This is a genomic window from Nocardia aurantiaca (assembly GCF_009708175.1).
GTDB lineage: Bacteria > Actinomycetota > Actinomycetes > Mycobacteriales > Mycobacteriaceae > Nocardia > Nocardia aurantiaca.
This window is the reverse complement of record NZ_WMBB01000001.1, coordinates 433,109-454,003: the sequence shown is the minus strand read 5'-3', so window position 1 is coordinate 454,003 and position 20,895 is coordinate 433,109. Positions and strand designations below refer to the sequence as shown.

At 71.3% G+C, this 20,895-nt stretch carries 1 protein-coding gene; it reads right to left on the bottom strand.

Going from position 1 to position 20,895, the window contains the following annotated elements; all coding sequences use genetic code 11:
* Positions 1-94: 94 nt before the first annotated feature.
* Complete coding sequence (locus tag GLP40_RS01865; protein WP_154786036.1) at positions 95-20,881, bottom strand: WXG100-like domain-containing protein; 20,787 nt, start codon at positions 20,879-20,881, stop codon at positions 95-97.
* Positions 20,882-20,895: the final 14 nt, after the last annotated feature.

The window sequence follows — 20,895 nt, the reverse complement described above, 5'->3', positions numbered from 1 at the left end:
TCTCCTCCCTCTACCGAGCCGAATCTCAGCATCACATATTCCGGTCGACCGCGCGGTTGCGGGAACCGGAAGAATCGGCGAACTCGCCCGTGGATCACCCGAAGATTCCCGCCCGCCGCTCGGGATCGGAGAGCACATCGCGAATCAGCAGGCCCAGATCGGCGTCCTGCGGGACGGTGCGATAGCGCACCTCGCACTGCGGGGTACCGCCCACGCCCACCAGCAGACGGTTGAAGCCCTGCTGAGTGCGCTCCCAGTACACGTCGGCGCCCATCCGGTCCACCTCGATGGCCTGGTCGCCGACCCGCAGCACCAGGCCCGACTGCGGATCGCGGTAGAAGATCACCCGCAGGCCGTCCATATCGTCGTAGACACCGGCCAGCGAACCCGCGCCGACCGGAGCCGAGTTCAGCTCACCGGTCGACGGGTTCAGCATGGCGAACTCACCGAAACCGGAATGCGAACGCAGGTACACCCCGGAGCCGGAGGACGCCGGGCCCGACGCCCGCGGGAAGCGGTTGCCACCGCGCGAGCGGCCGCCATTGGACGCGCCCGGCTGTTGACCGCCCGGCGCACCACCCGTCGGAGCGCCCGGCATTCCGGACGCGCCGTTGGCGCCATTGCCGTTCTGACCGTAACCGCCGGGCAGATCGTTGTCCGGCAGAGCATTCCAGCCCGGAGCACCGTTCGGGCCGCGCGGCGCGGAGCCGTGGGGCCCGCCGGGCGCGTGCGGACCCGGCGTGCCGCCAGGGGTCGATGGCGAGCCCGGCTCGCCGGGGTGCTGCCCATCGGGAGAGCCCGGGTAGCCCGGATTCTGCCCGTCGGGCGAGCCCGGCCACTGCGGGGAACCGTTGGGCCACTGCGGGGAACCGCCCGGCTGCTGCGCACCGGGCCACGAACCCCACGGCGGCTGTATGCCGTTCGGCGGCAGTTGACCGGCCGGCCAGCCGGGGTCCGGCGGCGTCGGGACGCCCGGATACGAATTACCCGGCGGCATCTGGCCATACGGCGGTATCGCGGGGGGCTGCGGCGGTTGCGGCACCTGCGGCATCGCGGGCCGACCCGGCATCGCCCCGCCGGGCATCCCGGGCCCACCAGGGTAGGGCTGCCCGCCCGGTCCGCCCGGCGGCAGCGGATTCGGTGGCGGCAGCGGATTCGGCGGCTGCGGCGGGTTCGGCGGGTTCGGCGGCTGGGGTGGATTCGCGTCCGGCGGCAGCGTCCACGGCGCCGCCTGCTGCGACGGCTGCGGCGTGTACTGCGGGAATTCCGGATGGAAGTCCCGAGGCACCTTGGGCAAATGCGACCGCACATGCTCCCAATTCGGCCCCGACCGCGACGAATTCGGTTCGGCCACGCGCTGTGAGGGCCCTCCGGGCTCGGCGTCATCGCTGCCGGCGCCCGGCTGCTGCCCAGCCGCTTGCCCACCCGAACCAGCCTCGGCGGGCGGTACCGCGCCCTCCCCCACGTCCCCGGACACCCTCGGCGGCAGCAGCTTCCCGGCCTCTACACCGCTGCGGTCGCCGGAATCGTCTCCACCACCATTCGCCGACTTCTCCACACCGGCCGTCGCCGAACCGGACTCCGAGACCAACAGCGACCCATCCTCGGAACCATCAGAAGACCTGGGCGGCAACAGCTTCCCAGCCTGCACACCGCTCCGCTCGCCGGAACCATCCCCGTCACCACTCGCCGACTTCTCCACACCGGCCGTCGCCGAACCGGACTCCGAGACTGGGAGCGATCCATTCTCGGATTCGTTGGAAGATATGGGCGGCAGCGTCTTTCCGGAGGCGACGCTGGGTTCCGCCGAGTCGTCGGTGGTGACGACCTGGGTGGCGACGGATTCCGGGGCCGGGGTGGGCTGGGCCGTGCCGTCGCCGGGGGCGGGTTTCGGGCTGCTGCCCGCGGGCGGGCCGCCCGCGTCGGAATCGGGCCCGTTCGGGTCCGAATTCCCTTCGCCGGTGCCATTTTCCGGGTCGCCGGGACGCGGGATGTTGTCGTCGACCCACCGGGCCAGGGCGTCGGCCTGGTGGAAGTGTTCGGCCGCACGGCGGAGATCCTCGAAGGCGGTGGCGCTGCCAGGGCCGTTCCACAGAATCGTCTTGCCCTGCAGGTATTCGATCGTCGGATCGATCGCGGCCGTGGTGAGATCGGACTCGGCGACGCGCAGACCGGTCGCGGCACGGAAATCGGTGATGGCCTGCCGCAAGGCGGCGCGGGCGTCGGCGCGGGCCGATTCGGCCGCCTCGTGCGGAGTGACCTCGGCGCGGACATGCGCGGCCCACAGTCGTTTCAGCTCTGCGGACCAGCGATCGGCGGTGGCTCGGGCCTGATCGACCCGCTCGGCGGCGGCGCGCAGGGTGTCTTCGTGCGCGGCGGCCGCGGCCGGGTCGGTCGGCTTCGGGGCGACCGCGACCGCGGCCTGGTCGGCCTGGGCCGCCCGGAGTTCCCGCTGCGCGGCCGTCGATTCGCGACGCGCGGTATCCAGGGGTGTCTCGGCGGCCCGGTCGTGCGCCAGCGCCTCGGCCTCGTGAGCGGCGATGAGCTCCTCGATCTGATGCACCCGCACGATCGCGTCGTCCAGACGCTGAATGAGCGGGGCGGCCGCGGCTTGCTCCTGCGGTGTGCGGGCGTACTGTGCCGCCTCGGCGAGGGCGTCGTTGTAGCGCGCGGGCGTCAGGTCCGCGGGATCGACCCGGCGGCCTGGAGCGCCCTCGAGATGCGGCTGATGCTCGTCGGGTTGAGTGATCCGTGACAGCGCGTAGTCGCGGACCCTGCGCGCGCGCTCCAACTCCGCACGCGCACTGTGGAGTTCCCGTGCCGCCCGCACCGGGCGCAACGGCCGTGACGGCGTCCGGGCCGGAGCGGTCGCCTCGTTGTATTCGTGCGCGAGCTGCCGCAGCGCCTCGATATCGGCGGCCCGTTCGCGGACCTCGGCCCGCAATTCCTCGACGGCAGCGCGGGTTTGGGCATCGTCGGGGCGCTCGAACTTCTCGATCTTGCCGTCTCGGTAGGCCTCGTAGGCCTTCGCCAGACGCGCCGGATCATTGCCGAGTTCCAGGCCCTGGAGCCGGGCCCACGCGGAATCCACCCAGGAGGGATCGTCCAAACGCGGTGGCTCGCCCATCAATTCGGAATCGAAGCCGCGCAGCAGGGCGGGCGCGGTCGGATCCTGGATGGGCAGTTCGCCCTCCGCCACCCGGGGATCGGTGCGCGGATCGAAGCGCAGATCGTTGTGATAGGGGTCGATGCCGCTGAGCGTGCGCGCGTATTCGGCCAGCGCGTCGACCAGTTGCGGCCGTTCCAGCGAGCGGTGCTGCATGTCGTTGATCGCCCGCAACAGGGCCTTGGGGGCGATGCTCTTCGCATCCGGCTCGAACCGGTCCGCGGACTTGTCGTACTTGCGCGAGAGCAGCTCCTCCCGCGGCACCCCGAGGCGCTCCGCCAGCCGATCGCGCGCGGCCAGCGCCGCCCGTTCGTCCACGCCGCGCACCTGTTTCGCGTAGCGGACCAGATCCTCGACCGCCTGCAGACGCCGCACATTGCGCAGGCCAGGGTCGGTCAGGGCCCGCGCCAAGCTCTCCGGGGTCAGGGCGGAGGGCTCCAGATCCAGGCGATTCGCCAACTGCTGCAGGGCGGCGTTCAAGTCGTTGAACGACTCGATGTCGTCGCTGCTGCGCATGAAGTCGCGAATGCCCTCGATCTGCGCGGCGTGCAATGCGTTGTCGTGTTGCAGGGCCTTGATGGTGTCGGCCAACTTGTCGGGCGCGAGATTGTCCGGATCGACGCCCAGCTCGGCGGCCAGTTCATCACGTGCCGTGTGCAATTCGTCCGGCGAACGCGTCGGCCGCGTGGGCTCGGTGTGTGGGGCGGGATCGGCGGGTGGATGCTCGACGACCCGCCACGGACCCGCCGGATGGTCGCGCACCGTGGTGGCGGGAATGGTGTCGCCGGCGAGCTCGGCCTCATGGAAGCGCACCTCGGGGGTGTGTTCCGAGACGACGTGCGTCCGGCCCCGCTCATCCATCTCGACCGTCTGGAAATCGAGCCGCAGGCGACCGTCGTTGAGCTGACGCCCGATCTCGGGATGCTCGGCGAGGTACTCGGCCAGCACCCGTTCGTGCGCGCCGTCTGCCCGGATCACGGTCAGCCGCGGCGGATCACCGGGCAGGACGGCGACGCCGCGATCCAGCGGCGCGCCGCCGTGCTCGTCGGTCCAGGCGCGGGCCACGTCGTCGGCGATGTCGTTCGCCGCGGTGCGCAGATCGGAGTCCGCGCGCACGTACTCATCGACGGCGCGGCCGAGATCAGCGATCTGGTCGGCGTGTTCGCGCACCGCCATGCGCAGTTCGGCCACGGTGTGCGGCAGGCGATCCGGGGTCAGGTCGTCGAGGCCGACGCCCAGCAGCTGCGCCCAGTTGCCCCGCTCCTCACGGACCTGATCACGGTCCAGGCCCTGTGTGAAGAGCACGCCCTCCTTGCGGGTCAGCAGCTCCTCGGGAGCCAGGTCGTCGAAGTGGAGGGCGGGCTCGCCGCCATTGGGGGTGCCGTCCCACTCGAGGACGGTGAACAGCGGGTCGTCCTTGCCGAACAGCCCGAGCTTGCGGGCGAGGCGTGAGACCGCCCAGTCCTGGCGGGTCGGATCGCTGTGCACCAGCTCACGCAGGAAGCGGCCCAGCGGATCCTTGTCGAAGTAGTTGACGTCGCGACTGTAAGGGATGCGAGCGTCTTCCGCGTTGTAGCGCTGGGCGGCGTCGAACAGTGCCTCCACCGCTCCGGCTCGGCGCAGCATCACATATTTCGTCTCGTCGACCAGGCGGCGCAGCGTCTCCGGATCGGCCGAGCGCACGTCGATGCCTTGGCGCGCGGCCTGTTTCAGGACCTCGCGCAGGGCAGCGTCCCGGGTGTCGAGGCCGTCCGCGAGGGCCTTGGGCAGGGCGTCTCGGGATACCGGCGGGTCGGCCCGGTGCGGTGAGGTCGCCGGATCCGGCTGTGCCCCGGTATGTCCGGACGCGGGGTCGCCACCGGCGGGCAGCTCCGGCAACGGCTCGCGCTGGCGGACCTCGGCGGGATCCGTGGTGGGAGCGTGCGAGGTGTGCTGTCCGACGGGCTCCGGCTCACCCGGATCGATACCGGCGAACTCCAGTTCCGCCGCCATCCGCGCCCGGGTGGCGGGATCCACCTCGCTGTACCAGGGCTCGTATTCGCCGCCGTCGCGGGTGCGCATGGGCACCAGTTCGGTGGCCACGTCCGGCACTCGCGCGGTGAGGTGGTTGACGAACGGCAGATCCTCGCGCGCCTTCCAGAAGGTGGCCAATTCCTTGCCGAGGCGGGACGGGTTGATGTCGACGTGCTCGAGGAAGTCGTTGTGCAGCCAGCCGCCGACCTCGTGAATGATCTGCTTCTGGCCGGTGCCGTCCATACCCGAACCCGAGGCGTACTTCGGGTACTGGCCCTGGAATCCGCTGCGCACCATGTCCCACAGGCGGCGCAGGAAAGGCGGACGGGCCGCGGGCCGCTCGGCGGGGAGACGGTCTCCGGGCAGGGGCGGGCGAGTGGCCGGTTCCAGGTGCCGCACGCCGTCGGCGTCGGTGCGGACCGTGGCGTGCACACGCTGGCCGTCGACCTCGAGGACCAGACGCCGCGGAGCGGAGGGGTCGGGGTCGTGGAAGGTGACGGCCATCAGATCCGCGACATCGTTGGCGCGGCGGACGGTTTCGTCGCGCAGCTCGGCCAGGGTCGCGGCCCGGTGTTCCGGTGCGAGACGGTCGGGATCGACGCCGAGCAGGCGCGCCCACTCGTCTCGAACCTCGGCGAGCTGTGCGCGCTGGCGCGGGTCGGTCGCCGCGTCGTGGCGACCCGCCGCATCGTCGAGGGCCTCGATCGCCCCGGCGCGCAACATGTTCCGGTATTGCAGCTCGCCCGCGATCTCCGGCAGGCGCTGCCGGGTGAGGTCGGCGTCCGACAGACCCAGGCGAGTGGCGATGTCCTGACGCAACTGCTCGAGCGTCATGGCGCGCGGCGGGGTTCCCGCCTGATTTGTGGCATCCGACCACGGCTCGAGCGGAAGATCCCGCGCCGGTACCGTGAGCCGAGACGCGTTCTGTTCCAAAGCCTGTCGACCGGCGCTGGCCTCCTCCGCCTCCGCTCGGTACAGGCGGTCCGCGATCCCCAGGTCCCGGAACTCCGCCTCGATGGCCCGCAGCTCGCGCGGATCGACTTCGGAGCGCCAGTACTCCTCGCCACCGTAGCGCTCATCGGTGGTGAGCGGGCGGAAGTGCTCGGAATCGCGCATCGACGCCGGACCGGCACCGGTGTCGGGATCGCCGAAGAACCCTCGCGCCCTGGCCATCTCGGCCAGCTCCTGGAGGGTGGCCAGCGCGTCCGGGCGCTTCGACAGCGGCTCCACCATGCCCAGCCCATCGGCCAGGCGCGCCAGATAGGCGAGCTCCTCGGGAGTGCGCTGATGCGCGTTGTGTTCGAGCGGCGCATCCGCCAGGAAGTCCGCGACCGCCTTCAAAGTAGGCGACACGACAGCCGGATTCACCGACAGCGGCTCGCCCTCCGGCGTCGCGGCAACCTCAACCGTCGCAACCTCCGACGAAGGCGACGGCACCTCCACGGTCGGCTCACCCGATCCCGGCGGTGGCAGCTCTGCGGTCGGGTCCCCGGACGGAGGCGGCGGCACTTCCACCGTCGGATCGCCAGCCGAACGCGGCGGCACCTCAACGGTCGGGGCCTCGGAGGACTCCGACGGCAACTCGACCGTGGGGCGCTCCGATGGAGGCGGAAGCTCGACCGTCGGATCCTGCGAACCAGGCGGCCGCAGCTCCATAGTCGAGTCCCCGGACGAAGGCGGCGGCACTTCCACCGTCGGATCGCCAGCCGAACGCGGCGGCACCTCAACGGTCGGGGCCTCGGAGGACTCCGACGGCAACTCGACCGTGGGGCGCTCCGACGGAGGCGGGAGCTCGACGGTTGGGGCCTCCGAGGCGGATGTGGGGATGCTGTTGTCGCCGGAGGTCGGGTCGTCCTCCGGATTCGGGGTGTTCGGACCTGCGACGGGGTCGTCGGTGCCGCCCCCGGAACCCCTGCCGCCGGGCCCGAAATTTTCGCCCACGCCAACATGATTCGCTTCAGATGGCGCGGATTCCTCTGCGCTGGAGCCATTGTCGAGCTTGGATGAGCCGTTACCGTCGTCGCCACCGTTGCCCGCACCGCCCTGCTGGGCGTTCTCGCCGGGATCTGTTGGGTCGGAGGCATGTCCGGCTCCGGAGCCGTCGGAACCGGGCTTCCCACCGGATCCACCGGGTTCGGGCGAGGTCGGGCCGTTGCCCGGCTCCTCAGCCGAGTCGTCGCCGTCGTCCTTGCCCGAATTCGGATCGGTACCCGCGTTCGGCTCGGCGCTCGCGTTGGGGTCCTCGCCCTCGTTCGGGTTGGTCGGGTCGTCGGCCGACCTGCCGTGGTCGGGGTCGTCGGAACCGGTCGGGGGCTTGGACGAGCCGTTGCCGCCGTCGCCGCCGCCCTTGCCCGCGCCGCTCTGCTGGGCTTTCTCGCCGGGATCGGTTGCGGCGGTCTCGGATCCGTCGGAGGTGGGCTTGCCGCCGGCGCCGCCGGGCTTCGAGGGGTCGGACCCGTCGCCGGGATCGGTGCCGGAGTCGCCGCGGGGTTCCTCGCCGGGGTCGGGTTCGGTGAGATGCCGATCGACCCAGTCGGCGAAATCTTCTGCGTTGTGCAGTTTCGCGGCCGCGGCCCGCAGGTGTTCGGCGGCGCCCATGGCCACGAGCGGGTCCTCACCCCGGGCGGTGATGATGGTGCGGTTCGACAGGCTCTCGATGGTGTCGGCGAGATTGCCTCGGGTGAGTTCGGTTTCGTCGATGTGCACGCCCATCTGACGGCGCACGTTCTCGATCGCGGCGCGCCGTTCGGCGCGGGCATCGTCGACGGCGCGCGCGGCGGCGGTCCGGGGGGTGTCCGCGGCGTGGCGCGCTTCGGCGGCGAGGTGGTCGAGTTGGGCCTGCCAGCGCGCCGCGCGCTTCACGACGTCGAGATGGTGTTCGGCGACGTCGGCGAGGCGGAGCAGGCTGCGCTGTTCGGGGGTGAGCTGGTCGCCCGGGGTGTCGCCGAATTCCCGTCGGGTCCGGTCGATCCAGTCGCGGGTGAGGTCGGCCTCGGTGACCGGCAGACCGGCCCGCGCCGACTCCACCGCCAGCTTGGTGATGTCGGCGTCCTGGCGGGCGTAGTTCAGTTCGCGCTCGGCCTGCCGCTGCGGCGACTCCCCCACGCGCACCGACTCGATCGGCTCGGGCCGTACCGCGCCCTGGAAGTCCAGAGCGGTCTGGTACCGCTGCACGGCCTCGCGCAGCGGGTCGAGTTCGTGGGTGAGTTCCGCACCGCTCTCCGGGAGCCCGCGCGAGATCCGGTCGAGTTGGCCGACGATCTGATCTCGATCCTCGGGCCAGCGTCCCGGAGTGGCGGCGGCCTTGGCGACCACTTCGGCTCCGGCGCTGTCGGCTTCGCGACGCCACACGTCGGCCGGGGTGTCGCCCGGGCCCGCCGCGGCCTCGACGGACGCGCGCACTCGCGCCTCCTGGCCGTCGACTCGGGCCTGTGCGTCATTGAATGCGGTTGCCGCGCGGCGCAACTCGTCGACGCGCTGTGGGGAATTGAGTGCGTGACCGTCCTCGGCGGTGCGGGTGGCCAGGTACTCGAGCGTGCCGGGGAGGCGTTCGGGGGTCAGATCGCGTGCGCTCAGGGTGTGGTCCGGACCGGACTCCAGGCGGCTCAGGGCGGCGTCACGCTGCGCGAGGGCCAGGTCGCGAGCCTGTCTGGCCTCGACCAGATCGCCCGCCTCCTCGATCGGACTCCGTTGCGGCGCTCGCGGTTCCGGCGTCGAGGTGAGCGCGTGATGTTCGGCGGCCAGTCGCTGCAGCTCGTCGATGTCGGCCTCGCGGGCCCGGACCTCGGCGCGCATCGCGTCGACAATCCGCTTGAACTCCTCCGGTTTGGGTCGCTCGTGCCCCTCGATCTTGCCGTCGCGGTAGACCTCGTAGACCTCGGCGAACCGGGCGTCCCTGACACCCTGGACCAGTTCGATGTAATCGCCGATCGACAGCGGCCGTTGATCGGACGCCATCGACGCCATGTATTCGTCGTAGGACGCGCGAACCTCGTTCAACTCCCGCTCGGTGAGCTTCTTCTCCCGAAGGTGCTCCGGCGTGGCCCGCTCCGGCAGCGATTCCAGGGCCCGGCCCATCTGCTCCGGCGACATCCGGTCGTGCAGGCCCGACAGCTCCTTGCGATACGACTCGACCATGCGGCCGATGTCGTGAACATCGGTGCCGATCAGGTGCGACCAGACATCGCTGGCATGTGACGGGCTGCCGGAAAGGGGTCGCTCGCCGACGGTTTCGCTCAGCAGGTCGTGCAACAGCCCGGTCGCGGACTCCGGATGGATGGGCAGTACGCCGTCGCCGGCGCGCGGATCGGTCCGCGGGTCGAACCGCAGGTCCGGATGGTACGGGTCGACGGCCCCGAGCGCATGCGCGTACTCGGCGAGCGCCGCGGCGACGTGCGGGCGCTCCCCCTCACGACCCAGCGCTTTCTTGATGGCGCGCACCATCGCGGGTTTGCTGGTGCTGTCGGCATCCGGCCCGTAGCCGACGATCTTCTTCTTGTCGTTCTTCTCGTACTTCGAGCCGTGCAGGTCTTCCGGTTCGACACCGAGCCGCCGCGCGAGCCGGTCTCGGGCGGCGGTGACCTCCGCCTTGTTGGCCTTGCCCAGCTGTTTCGCGTAGTCCAGCAGATCGCCGATGGCCTGCGCGCGACGCGCCCTTCCGATCTTCGGGTCGGTGATCGCTTCGGCCACGCGCTGCGGCGACATGTGCTCGCGGTCGATGCCCAGCGCATGGCCCAGATCGCCGAGCTTGTCGCTCAGCTCGTGGAAGTTCTCGATGGCGTCGCTGCTGCGAATGTAGTCGACCATGCCCTCGACCTGCGCGGCCCGCAGCATATTGTCCTGGCGCAGGGCGGCGATGGTGTCGTCGAGGTGCTCGCCAAGATCCATCCGGTCGGCGCCCTCGATGCGGGCGACGACGGCATCGAGCTCGGCGCGCACCACATCCGGATCGCGTGGCGCACTGGGCGTTTCGCTCACCGCGGGCGTCTCGGGCTCCGGCGTGGCCGCCCGGCCTTCGGGTTGGACGACCTCCCAGGGGCCGTGGTCGCCGCGCAGCAAGAGCATCGGAGCTCGATCGCCGCCGGGCTCCAGATTCAAGAAGCGGACCTGCGGTGTGGCCTCGTCGACGACGTGGAGCACGCCATCGTCGTTCATGCTGACGGTGCGGTAATCCAGGTGCAGTTCACCGCGATTGAGCATGTCGGCGAGTCGCGGATATTTGGTGAAGGCCTCGGCCAGGCGGGCGTGGTGGTCCTCGTCGCCGCTGATCACGACCAGACGGTTCGGGTCGCCGACGTGCTCGCCCGGACGCACTCCGATGCCGGGCTCGAGCATGGCGCCACCGTTGGCGTCCATCCAGTCGTGTGCCGCGCCGTCGATCAGCTCCCGGCCCCGCTGCTTCGACGCCTCGTCCAGCTGGATGAAATGCTCCACCGCGGCGGACAATTCGTTCAGATGGTCGCGGGCGTCACGCACCGCCATCCGGTGCTCGGCCATGGTGCGGTCGAGTCCGCCCTGGTCCGGGCCGAGTTCGTCCAGACCGATGCCGAGCAGCTGAGCCCAGTTCGACCGTTCCTCGGCGAGCTGGTCGCGCATGAGCGCGTCACGGAACAGATCACCGCGCTCGCTCTGCCGGAAACCATCGTCCGCGTCCTCGAAGTGGTTGGCCCACTCGCCATTGTTGTTGGTGCCCACGGCATCGAGGAAGGTGTTGCGGGGCTTCTTCGGCTGGAACCGCTCCGACGGATCCTCCGGCGCGGCGCCGTATTTCTCCCGCTTCCGGTCGGCCTGCTCCTGTCGGCGCCGCAGTTCCTCGACCGCGTGCACTTCGCGCACGAAGCGGCCCAACGGGTTCTTGTCATTGTGAGCGACCGGGCGACTGGGGACCCGCTCCTCCACCTTGTTGAACTCGTGCGCCACATGGTTCAGGGCCTCGAGCGCGGCGGCCCGGCGGACCAGCTTGTACGCCTCGTCGGTGACGACGCGGCGCAGCGCCTCCGGAGTCGCCTCGGAGAGCTCGTATCCGTGGTCGGCGGCCACCCGCGCCAGGTCCCGCAGCGCGGCGTCGCGGGCCTCGATGGCGTGCGCCACGGGTTCGGGCAGGTTCGAAGCCCAGTGGTGTTCCGGCGGAACCGGCAGTTCCGGGGCGTGCGAGCCGGGCGGGAGCTCCTGCGTCCGCGCTTGCCAGCTCTCGCGGATGTAGTCCGCTTCGGTCTTCATCCCGGCCAGGCGCAGGCTGGTCTCGTTCTCGGCGCGAAGCTGGGGATCGGCCTCGGAGAACCAGGGTTCGTATGCGCCGCCGCGGTCGCGTATGGGGACGACCTCCGCGGAGACGTCCGCGACGCGGCTGGTCCAACGCTTCAGGAACGGCATCCGCTCCCGCGCCTTCCAGATGGTGGCGCCCTCCTTGATGGCACGGGCTATGGGCGCCTCCCCCAGGACCTCGATCGTGTGCGGTTTGTGTCCCGGAGCCACGTGCTCATGCGGATCGACCTCCTCCTCGAGGGGGAAGTCGTGGCCGAACATGTGGGCGACGCCTCGGATGATCTTGGCCTGGCCCTCGCCGTCACCGTGTTCGTAGCCCGACATGTACTTGGGGTACTGGCCCTCGTAACCCTTGAACGAGCGCCAGGCCCGCCGGAGGAACCCGATTTTCTGTTCCGGGGCACCGTGTTTCGGCTCGAAGGCTATGCTCGGCCGATCGACGACGCGGAGCCCGTGCGTTCCGTCCGGACCCGCGGTGATCTCGACATGCACGCGGTGGCCATCGGCCTCGAGCACCAGCCGCGGATCGGCCGCCGGGTCCGGATGGTGGAAGGTGGCGGCCATCAGGTCCGCGACATCGCTCGCACGGCGCAGGGTTTCGTCGCGCAGACCGGTGAGCACGCCCTCCGGATCGCGGGCCAGGTGTTCGGGATCGACGCCGAGCAACCGCGCCCACTCGTCGCGGATCTTTCCGAAGACCTCGCGCCCCTCGGGCGTGACCGCCCGCTCGCGGAGGTTCACCGCATCGCCGAGCGCCTCGATGGCGCCGGCGCGCAGCAGGTTTCGGTACTGGAGTTCACCGGCCAGCTCGGGCAGGCGCTCGGGTGTGATGTCCTCGGGCCGCAGACCCAGGCGGTCGGCCAGCTCCTGGCGCAGCTCCGGCAGCGTGAAGGTGCGCGGCTCGCCCTCGGCGGGACCGTGATTCGCCTCTGCCCACGGCTCGAGCGGCAGCTCGCGGGGCGTCTCCCCCGCCGGCCGCTCCACCGGCTTCGGGAGGAAGCGCTCCTCGTCCGATAGCCGTTCGAAGTCCCCCGGGCGCAGCGCTCGCGGCGGATGACCACCCCGCGGATCGCCGAAAGCACCGCGGGCGCGGGCATTCTCGGCCACGTCCCGCATGGCGGCCAGCGGATCCCGCTGCTGGCCGATGAATTCCTCCATGCCGAGCGCATCCATCAACCGCGCCGCGTACGCCAGTTCGGCGGTCGTGTGCTCGCGAAGGCTGGGCGGGGCTTCGGACCGGCCCAGGTAGTCGGCCACCGCGTGCAGCGCCGGGGAGGCGTCCACCGGATCGGCGGGACGCGTCATCTCCCCCGCGGGGATGATCAATTCCTGGGTGTGGGCCGCGGGGAAGACGGGGTCGACGAGGGTCTCGGTGTGCAGGCGGGTATCCGGCAGCGTCGCCTCGACGGTCGAGCCCGGTCCCCGACCCGGCTCGGCCGGATCCGAGTTCGGATCGTTGAAGGTGACCGGCTCGTCCGGTCGGCCACCGGCGGCATCCCACATCCGGTCCGCGGTGTCCTTGGCCGCTCGAGCCCGGGCCTCCGCCTCGGTCGCGCGGATCTCGTAGCCGGTGCGGTCGGCGCCGCCCTCCGGCAGCGAATCGGCCAACCGGCGCAGCCACTTCGCGTGCTGGTCGGCCATTTCGGCGTTCCAGTCGGCTTGGACGGCCTCCTCGCGCCGAAGCCAGGGACTGCGCTCATCCGTCCCGGATCCCGCTGCGGTACCGCGGGTTTCGGGCTGCTCGCCATTGCCCGCGGGAGTCTCGCGGTCCCCGCCGTTCGGCTCGGGCTCCGGATCAGGCGCGGCCCCGTTGCGGGCCGTCGGCGGTTGTTCGCCCCCGGCTCCACCGGCTGCCGGATCGGCGGGAGGCTCGCCCTCGGGCTCGTTCTGGCCGGTGCCCTCGGATTCGTTCCGGCCACCGGTCTTGTAGTCGCGAGCGCGCGGGTTGTCCGCGTCACCGTTCTCCGGGTTGCCCGGCTCGGCAGCGGGTTCCGAGTCGCCGTGGCGATGCTGCGGCTCGACCGGGGCCGACTCGTCGTGCACGCCACGGCTATCGCCTGCCAGGTTCGACGGGATCGATTCCGGGCGCGCACCGGCGACCGGCGAATCATCGACGGCGATCTCGATCTTCGGGGGTGAGGCGGCGCGGCGGCCGGCAGGTGTGGGCTCCTCCACCGGGTTCGGGCCCATCGGCCTCGAAATCGCCTCGGGCGGCATGTGATAGGAGGCGTCGATGCGCGCGTGCTCCGCCATGCTGTCCATCAGGTGCAAATACAGGACCTTCGCGGGTTCGGACGCCCGCTCGCCGTTGTATTCGACTTCCTGCAGCGCCTCGGCCATCGCCTCGCCGCCGTCGAACCTGTACTTGGGACCGAGGCCCACGCGCTCCGTCCCGCCGCGGCTGTACCCGCTGAGCTGGTCCAGCCACTCCTGGAAGGCAGCGCGGAACTCCTTGCGGCCCAGATCGGGCCGGGTCGCTTCGAAATGGTCTCGCAAGACCCGCAGCGCGCTCCTGGACGGCCGATTCCGGATCGCCCCGGCCGGGGTGGCCTCGACGTCCATCGCGTGCGCGAGCTCGTGCACGATCACCGCGTGCACAGGACGTCTGGAGGCGCCTCGCGGAGTGACCCCGGCCTTCACCTCGATGGCTATCGCCTTGCGCAGCAGCGCGTAATCGTGCGCGTAGTGCGCGTTCAGCACGATCGCGTCGGCCTCGAGTTTCCGCGGGCCGCTGTCGAAGCGCCTCGGGATCGTGCGCTCGCAGTAGGCGTAGACCTTGTCGTCCGCCATCTCCTCGATCGAGATGCGCTTCAGATTCCTGACGGCCGGGTAACGCCGCATCATGTCGTCGACGGCACGCGCGAATTCCCGCGCGACATGCGGGTCGACCGCCGCGTCGTCGAATCCGGTCACCTCCAGGCCCCAACGATCGCCGAGCTCCTCGGCCACCTCCGACGGGGACTTCGACGACCACTCGTCGAGCGGGAGGTTGATGGTCTGCCGCTCCCTGGGGGAAGCCGCGAGGTACTCCTCCTTGGGCACCCGCGGACCCCGCTCCGAATCCGGTGGGGGGATGGGCTTTCCGTCGTCGTATCCGGTCGGGCGTCGTTTCGGGCCGGACCGCGGCTCGCCCTCATGCGGCTGCGACGGGTGCTCGCCGTCGGACTGCTCGCCCCGTCTGCCGAAGCGAGAATCCTTGGGCTGCTCGCCTTCCGTGGGACGCTCGTGCCCGGAACGCGCTCGCTCCGGCCGCGCCTCCTCGGGGCCGCGACGCTCCGGCCGCGCCGCGTCCTCGCCGCGCGGCGGCTGGGCAACCGAACGCTGCCTGTCTTCGGACGGCTCCCGACGACCCCTCTCGGTCGACGCCTCCTCCGGCGCACGGGAACTCGTCGGATGGTCGGTCCGAGCGGTCTCGCCGGACACGGTCCGCGTCGCGCCGCTCGGCTCGGCCCCCGCCTCCCGCTCCGGCCGTGCGCTCGGCTCCGGATCGCGCGAGGCGCTCGCAGGATCACGCGCGGCATCCGGCTGCGGTCGCCGCGGCTCGCTGTCGGTCGGTGGGTGCTCTTCCGGCCGAGCCTCGTTGGGCGGCAGAGCATCCGAACGGTCATCTACCAGCGAATCCCGAACCGGATCGTCCATCCGTGTCACGTCGGTCGGCTCGCTCTCCGCCGCCTTCTCCGGCTTCGCGGACGGCGCGGGATCGTTCCCGTCCATCGCCGGGTCGTGGGCGTCGGGCACGGCATCGGTCGAGGTCGAGGGCTGCGATTCCGCGGGATCGCGGGTGCCGGTCGGGTGCGGCGAATCCTCGGGGTGTCCGATGTTTCCGTGGTCGTGCGCACCCGATTCGCTGTTGGCCGCTGGATCGTGGGTGGGGGTGGGTGGGGGCTCGATACGGGTTCGGGGGCCGTCCTCGGACGGGTGTTTCGCGGCGTGCTCGGCGAGGGCGTCCAGCAGGACCTGGTGGATGATCTTGGCGGGGGCACTGGCGTTTTCGCCGTTGAGCTCTACGTCGGTGAACGCCTCGGCCAAGGCTTCGGGGCGCTCGATGCGGTTGAGTCCCTCGAAGCTGTAGCGGGAGAGAGTCTTCTGCAGCCACTGGCGGAACCCGGCGATATTGCCGTTCTCGGCCACGTAGTGGTCGGCCAGCGCGTCCATCATGCGGTTGCGGGCCTTGCCCTGGCCGGTCCAGTCCATGGCGTGCGCGAACTCGTGCAGGATCGTCGCGTAGAACGGTCGGTCGCTCGCACCGGGCACATGATGGCCCGAAGCCTCGTCGATGGCGGCCTGCCGGGCCATGGTGGCGGGATCGCGCGCGAGATCCGCGTTGAGGACTATCTTTTCGGCGTACCAGCCGACCTTGGGGCTCTTCTCCGGCGTCGATCGTGCGTACACGCCCTCCGGCAGGTCCCCGATGCCGACCGAGCGCACATTGGTCTCCGGGTACTTCGCCATCATGGCGTCGACGGCGCGCGCGTACTCCCGCAGGACCTCGGGGTGAATGGCCGGGTCGAACCCGAAAACGTCGATGTCCCAACGCTGCTCGAGCGTCGCGACGATCTGCTCGGCGTCCAGGCCCGACCATTCGTCGTCGACTCGAGCGGCCCACGGCGGCCGCTCCGCCGACGTTTCGGTCGGCTGGCGCTCGTGCGCGGCCGGTTGCTCACGCTGCTCGCCGTCGTGCGCCGACGGCTCGGCCCCGGCGCGCGAATCGGCGGCACGGTGTTCCGCCGACGTGCGCTCCTCGGTGCGGCCGGGCACATGCTCCGAATCATGGACGGGCGCCGCCTCATTCGGAACGAGCGACTGCGTGTGCTCCTCGCCCGGCGCACCGCGGCGGTCCGCCGTTGCCGTATCCCGGGACGGATCGTCCACACCGGCCGACTCGCGGTCGGCGCTTTCGGTGGAGCGCCGTTGCTCCTGTGGGGCTCGCTCGCCACCGACGTCCTCCGGCGATACCCGTTCGGCCGCCGGATCCGACTCGGGACGCCGCAGTTCGCTGGGCTTCTCACCGGAGAACCGCTCGTCCGCCCGAACTTCGCTGGGCTGCCGGACATCCGGGCGGTCGTCGGCCACCGGGTCCGCCTCACGAGACGCACCCGACCCGGGGTGATCATCCGCACGCGACTGATCCTCTTCGCGGAGGTTCTCCTCCGAGCGCGAGGTGATCTCTTCGCGCGGGATCTCGTCCGAGCGCGGGGTGTTCTCTTCGCGGGGCCGCTCATCCGGACGCGACCGGCCCTCGTCGCGCGGCGGGTCCTCCGGGCGCGGCCGACCTTCTTCGCGTGGGGTGTCCGAGTGTGAGGGGCCCTCGTGTCGCGATGGATCGTCGCGGCGCTGCTGATCTTCCGGACGCGGCCGTCCCTCCGGGCGCGATCGGTCTTCGGAATCTCGCGCTGGTTCGGGGTCCGGGCTCGGATCGCGCCTCACCTCGGGTGGGAGTGCGTCGTCGGCCTGCGGTTCGGATTCGTCGGGCTGCGCCGGGGCATGAACCTGGGCGAAATGGACGGGGTCGAGGCCGTGGCGGGTCGCGGCGTTCAAGGGGTGCTCGGCGGTGCCATCGGCCTTGAAGACGACGGCGTAGGTGGCCTTGGTCTCGCGGGGGACCACCGGCGGGAAGCCGTGCTCGCGCCCCGCCCCCGGGTCCACGACGCGGATTTCGCCGCTGTCATTGATCAGCAGATAGCCGTGGGCTCCGACACCGTTCTCGTCGGCGGGCCCGGCGTAGCGATCGATGACCAGTGCCGAGGAGCCCGGGCCGAGTTCGAGGAGCTTGGCTGCGACGGCGTCGTGGTCGTCGAAGGCGCGCAGCTTGCCGCCCGCACCCGCGACGACCTCCGTCACCGGCATGCCTTCCGGCCCGACGGCACGGTCGGGCGGGCGAATGGAGTCATTGCCGGTCAGTGCCTTCAGCAGGCGCAGCGACAGTTCGGCGCAGCGGCCGCGTCTCGGGTTGTCCGCGCGGGTGGTCGGCTCCGGCTCGGACCGTGGCACAGGGGTATCCGAGGGTTCGTCGAGCGTGCCCGGATGCGCGGCGGTGCCGTCGCCGCGTTCGGGCGCAGCGGTGCGCCGATCGGTGGGGCGCTCGGCGGGCGTGGAACGCTCCGACGCGCGATCGGCCCCGGCGGGGTCGTGCGCTCGGTCCGCCCCGGACGCCCGGTGCTCCGACGGACGACCGAGTGCGTGGTCGCCCAGGGGAACGGGTGCGACGAGCAGTGCCGCGTCCGGGTCGGCGGAGTCGTGGTCGTCGCCGCGGCGCGGGTCGCTCCCATCTCGATCCTGGTGCGCCGCAGCGGGTTCCGTGTGTCCCCCGGCGGATTGGGGACGCTCGGAGATGGGGTGACCCACCCCCTCCGGGTCCACCGGGCGATCGACGGAACCATCACGCGGCAGCGAATCATCCACATGCGGCTGTGGACCATTCTGACGCGATCGAGGATCGGACTCGCTCGGGGGCGGATCATCGGTGCTCGGCGCGGAATCCTCACGCTGCGGCACCGAATCGTCGACCCGCGGCGTCGGGGCGTCGTGTTCCGGCAGAGAATCGTCGTGTCGAGACACCGAATCGTCGCGCGCCGGAACGGAATCATCCTGCGGCGGTGCGGAATCGTCGTGCGGCGGTGCGGAATCGTCTCGGCGCGTGCCGGATTCGTCACGCTGCACGTCGGGTTCGGTGCCGTCGCGTCGGTCGTGAGTGTCCGTCGCAGCCCGATCGCGGGCCTCGTCGGGGTTCCCCGAGGGCGAGCCCTCATGCTCGTCCACCCGGTCGAGGGCTCCGCCGCGTTCCGGAGCGGTGTCCGCACGCGGTTGGGTCTCCCGGGGCGCGACGGGCTCGTCGCTGTCGCCGATGCCAGTGGGTTCCGGACCGGAATCTCGCGAATCACGCTGTTCTGCCGAGTATTCGGATTCCGAGCGGGGGACATCGCCCCCATCCTCGTGCGCGAGACCGGCCCGCGAACCTGGTTCGTCGCCGAGGGTCGACTCGCGGGGTTCCTGGGCGGCGGTGCGGGAATCCGGCTGTTCCGCACGACCATCCGACGTCGGATGCGAGTCGGAACCGCTCGCGTCCGGGCGCTGATCGACCGCGATCGGATCGGCGGACTCGGGAGCGACCGGGTGTTCCGCCTCGGGGTCCAGAGACTCGGATCCGCGGGCTTGCTGTTGTGCGACAGGCTCTTCCGATCCTGGCCGCACGGCCGCGCGGTCGCCCGGGGCACTGCCCTCGGGCGCGCGACCGGCCTCGGGGGCGGTCGAACGGGCCTGGGCTCCCGTGGCCGAGCGGGAATCCGCGCCCTGGGGCCGGGCCGTATCCGGGCGAGACCCGTCGGCGCGCGGGGCTTCGGCGCGAGATCCGGCGGCGTCGCCCGCCCGGACACCCGTCGGGCGGGCCTCGCCGGTCGGGCGAACATCGCTGGTCGGGCGCGGTGTCTCGGAGACAGCGCGTGGTTCGGGGGTCGCCGTGCCGTGCTGGGGAGCGCCCGCCGCCGTCGCGCCGGAAGCGGAGGTGGCGGACGCGACGCTGCCCGGAGCCTGAGTTCCATTGGAGGAGGCGACGATCGGGGAATCAGCGCGGTCTGCGACCGGCCCGGGGGCGACTGCCGGGGCGGCGGCCGCATCGTGCGAGGCGGCCGGGGCGCTTTGCGGGGACAGGGCCTGGGCACCGTCGGCGACGGCGGCGCGCGAGTCCGCGACCGGTGCCGCCGCGCCGGAATCAGCGGGCGCGACCGAGGTGGAATCCGAGTCCCCGGCCGAGTTCGAAGTGGCACCGGAGGTGCGCCCCCCGGTGTCGCCGGTGGAAGCCGCCGCATTACCGGCGGCCGACGACGTCGAGGTGACACGCGAGTCGCCGCCGGTCGTCGCGGCCGGAGCGGGCGAGGAGGCCGGAGCCGACCCCGTGTTCGCGGGTCCGGGAGCGGCCGATGTGGGCGCGGGTGTGTCACGAGTTCCCGCCTGGACACCGGATTCCGGAGCGCCGCCGGGGCTTTCGTGCGTATGCGGCTGCGGCTGGACGCCGGAATCGGCGGGCGTGTGCGCCACCGACCCGGTGTCCGACGGGGTATGGGACTGGCCGCCGTGATCACCGCCGGTCACAGCGCCCGGATCCCCGGTGATACCGCGATCCGCGGGCGCGCGGGAGTCCGAGCCGCCATAGCCGCCGGTGCCGCTCGGATCGCCGCCCTCGGGGCGCGCCGTACTGCCGTCGTTGGTGGGGCGCGGGTCCGCGTCGTGGGTGTCACCGGCGAATCCGGCGGGGTGGGTCTGGGGTCCGCCGGTATCACCGCCGCCGACATGACCATTGCCGCCCAGGTCGCCGCCGCCATTGGTGTTCGCGGCCGGATCACCGCCACCGAGGCGGCCGCCGCCATGCGAGTTGCCGGCGACGTCACGGGTGCCGCCCGCATCGGGCCTGAAGCCGACATTGAAGGAGTCGGGTACGCCGGCTCGTATGCGCGCCACCCGTGGTTCCCAGAACTGGTGCGCCGCTGTGTGATTCAGACCGGAGAGGGCGCCGTTGGAGATGCCACCGGTCAGCATGCGCGGGTCGAAATTCGTGAAGGCGTTGCCCATGTTCTTGAAGGCGTCGCCCCAACCGTGCTGGTAGACGTCGAGTCCGAACTGCGCCCCGGTGCCCGCCAGGAAACCCGCTCCCGCACCGGCCAATCCGGCGCCGGTACCGGTGATGGCCGCGCTCAGGTAGTGGTTCATCGCCGAGCCCTCGAAGTGCTCGCCGAGCGCCTTGCCGACCTTGCCGCCCGCGATGCCACCGGCGGCCGAGCTGATCGCCGTGACGCCGATCTTGCCCCAGTCCAGGCCACTGCGGTGCCCGGCGGCGACCTGGTACCCCTCGATGCCCACCTCCTGCAGGACGCCCAGTCCGGCGTCCAGCACGAAGTGCCGCACCATGAATTTCGCCAGCGACGAGCCCACCATCCTGGCGACATAGGCGGCGATGCGCTCGACTGCCTCCCGGCCGATGATGCGCACCGCGATGCGGGTGGCCGCCTGCGCAGCCGCCTCCACAGCGGGGGCCGTCGGGGGAAACACCCAGGCCGCGGCCATCTCGATCGCCAGCATGGCCAGCGACGAATAGAACATCAGCTTGGTCGACTCGATCTCGGTGCCGGTGTCGTGCACCGAGTCACTCAGCTGATCGAAGAACCCGGCCAGATCCAGGATGGAGGTGTTGCCGTCCTGCTTGCCGCCGGTTCCAGCAATCAAATCGAACTGCTTGGCCATCTGGTCGCGGCCGTCACCGTCGACATACGCGGCCAGCGTGGCGGACTTGGCCGCGTCGATACCCGAGACCTGGTCACGTAGGCCGTCGGCCGCGTTCTTCCAGTAGGTGGCCAGGTCCCACATCTGGTCTTCGTTGCCCTGGGGCCATTCGACCCCGACGATCCAGCCCAGCCATTCGAGTTCCGAGGGCAGTTCGAGAGCCATGGTCGGCTACCTCG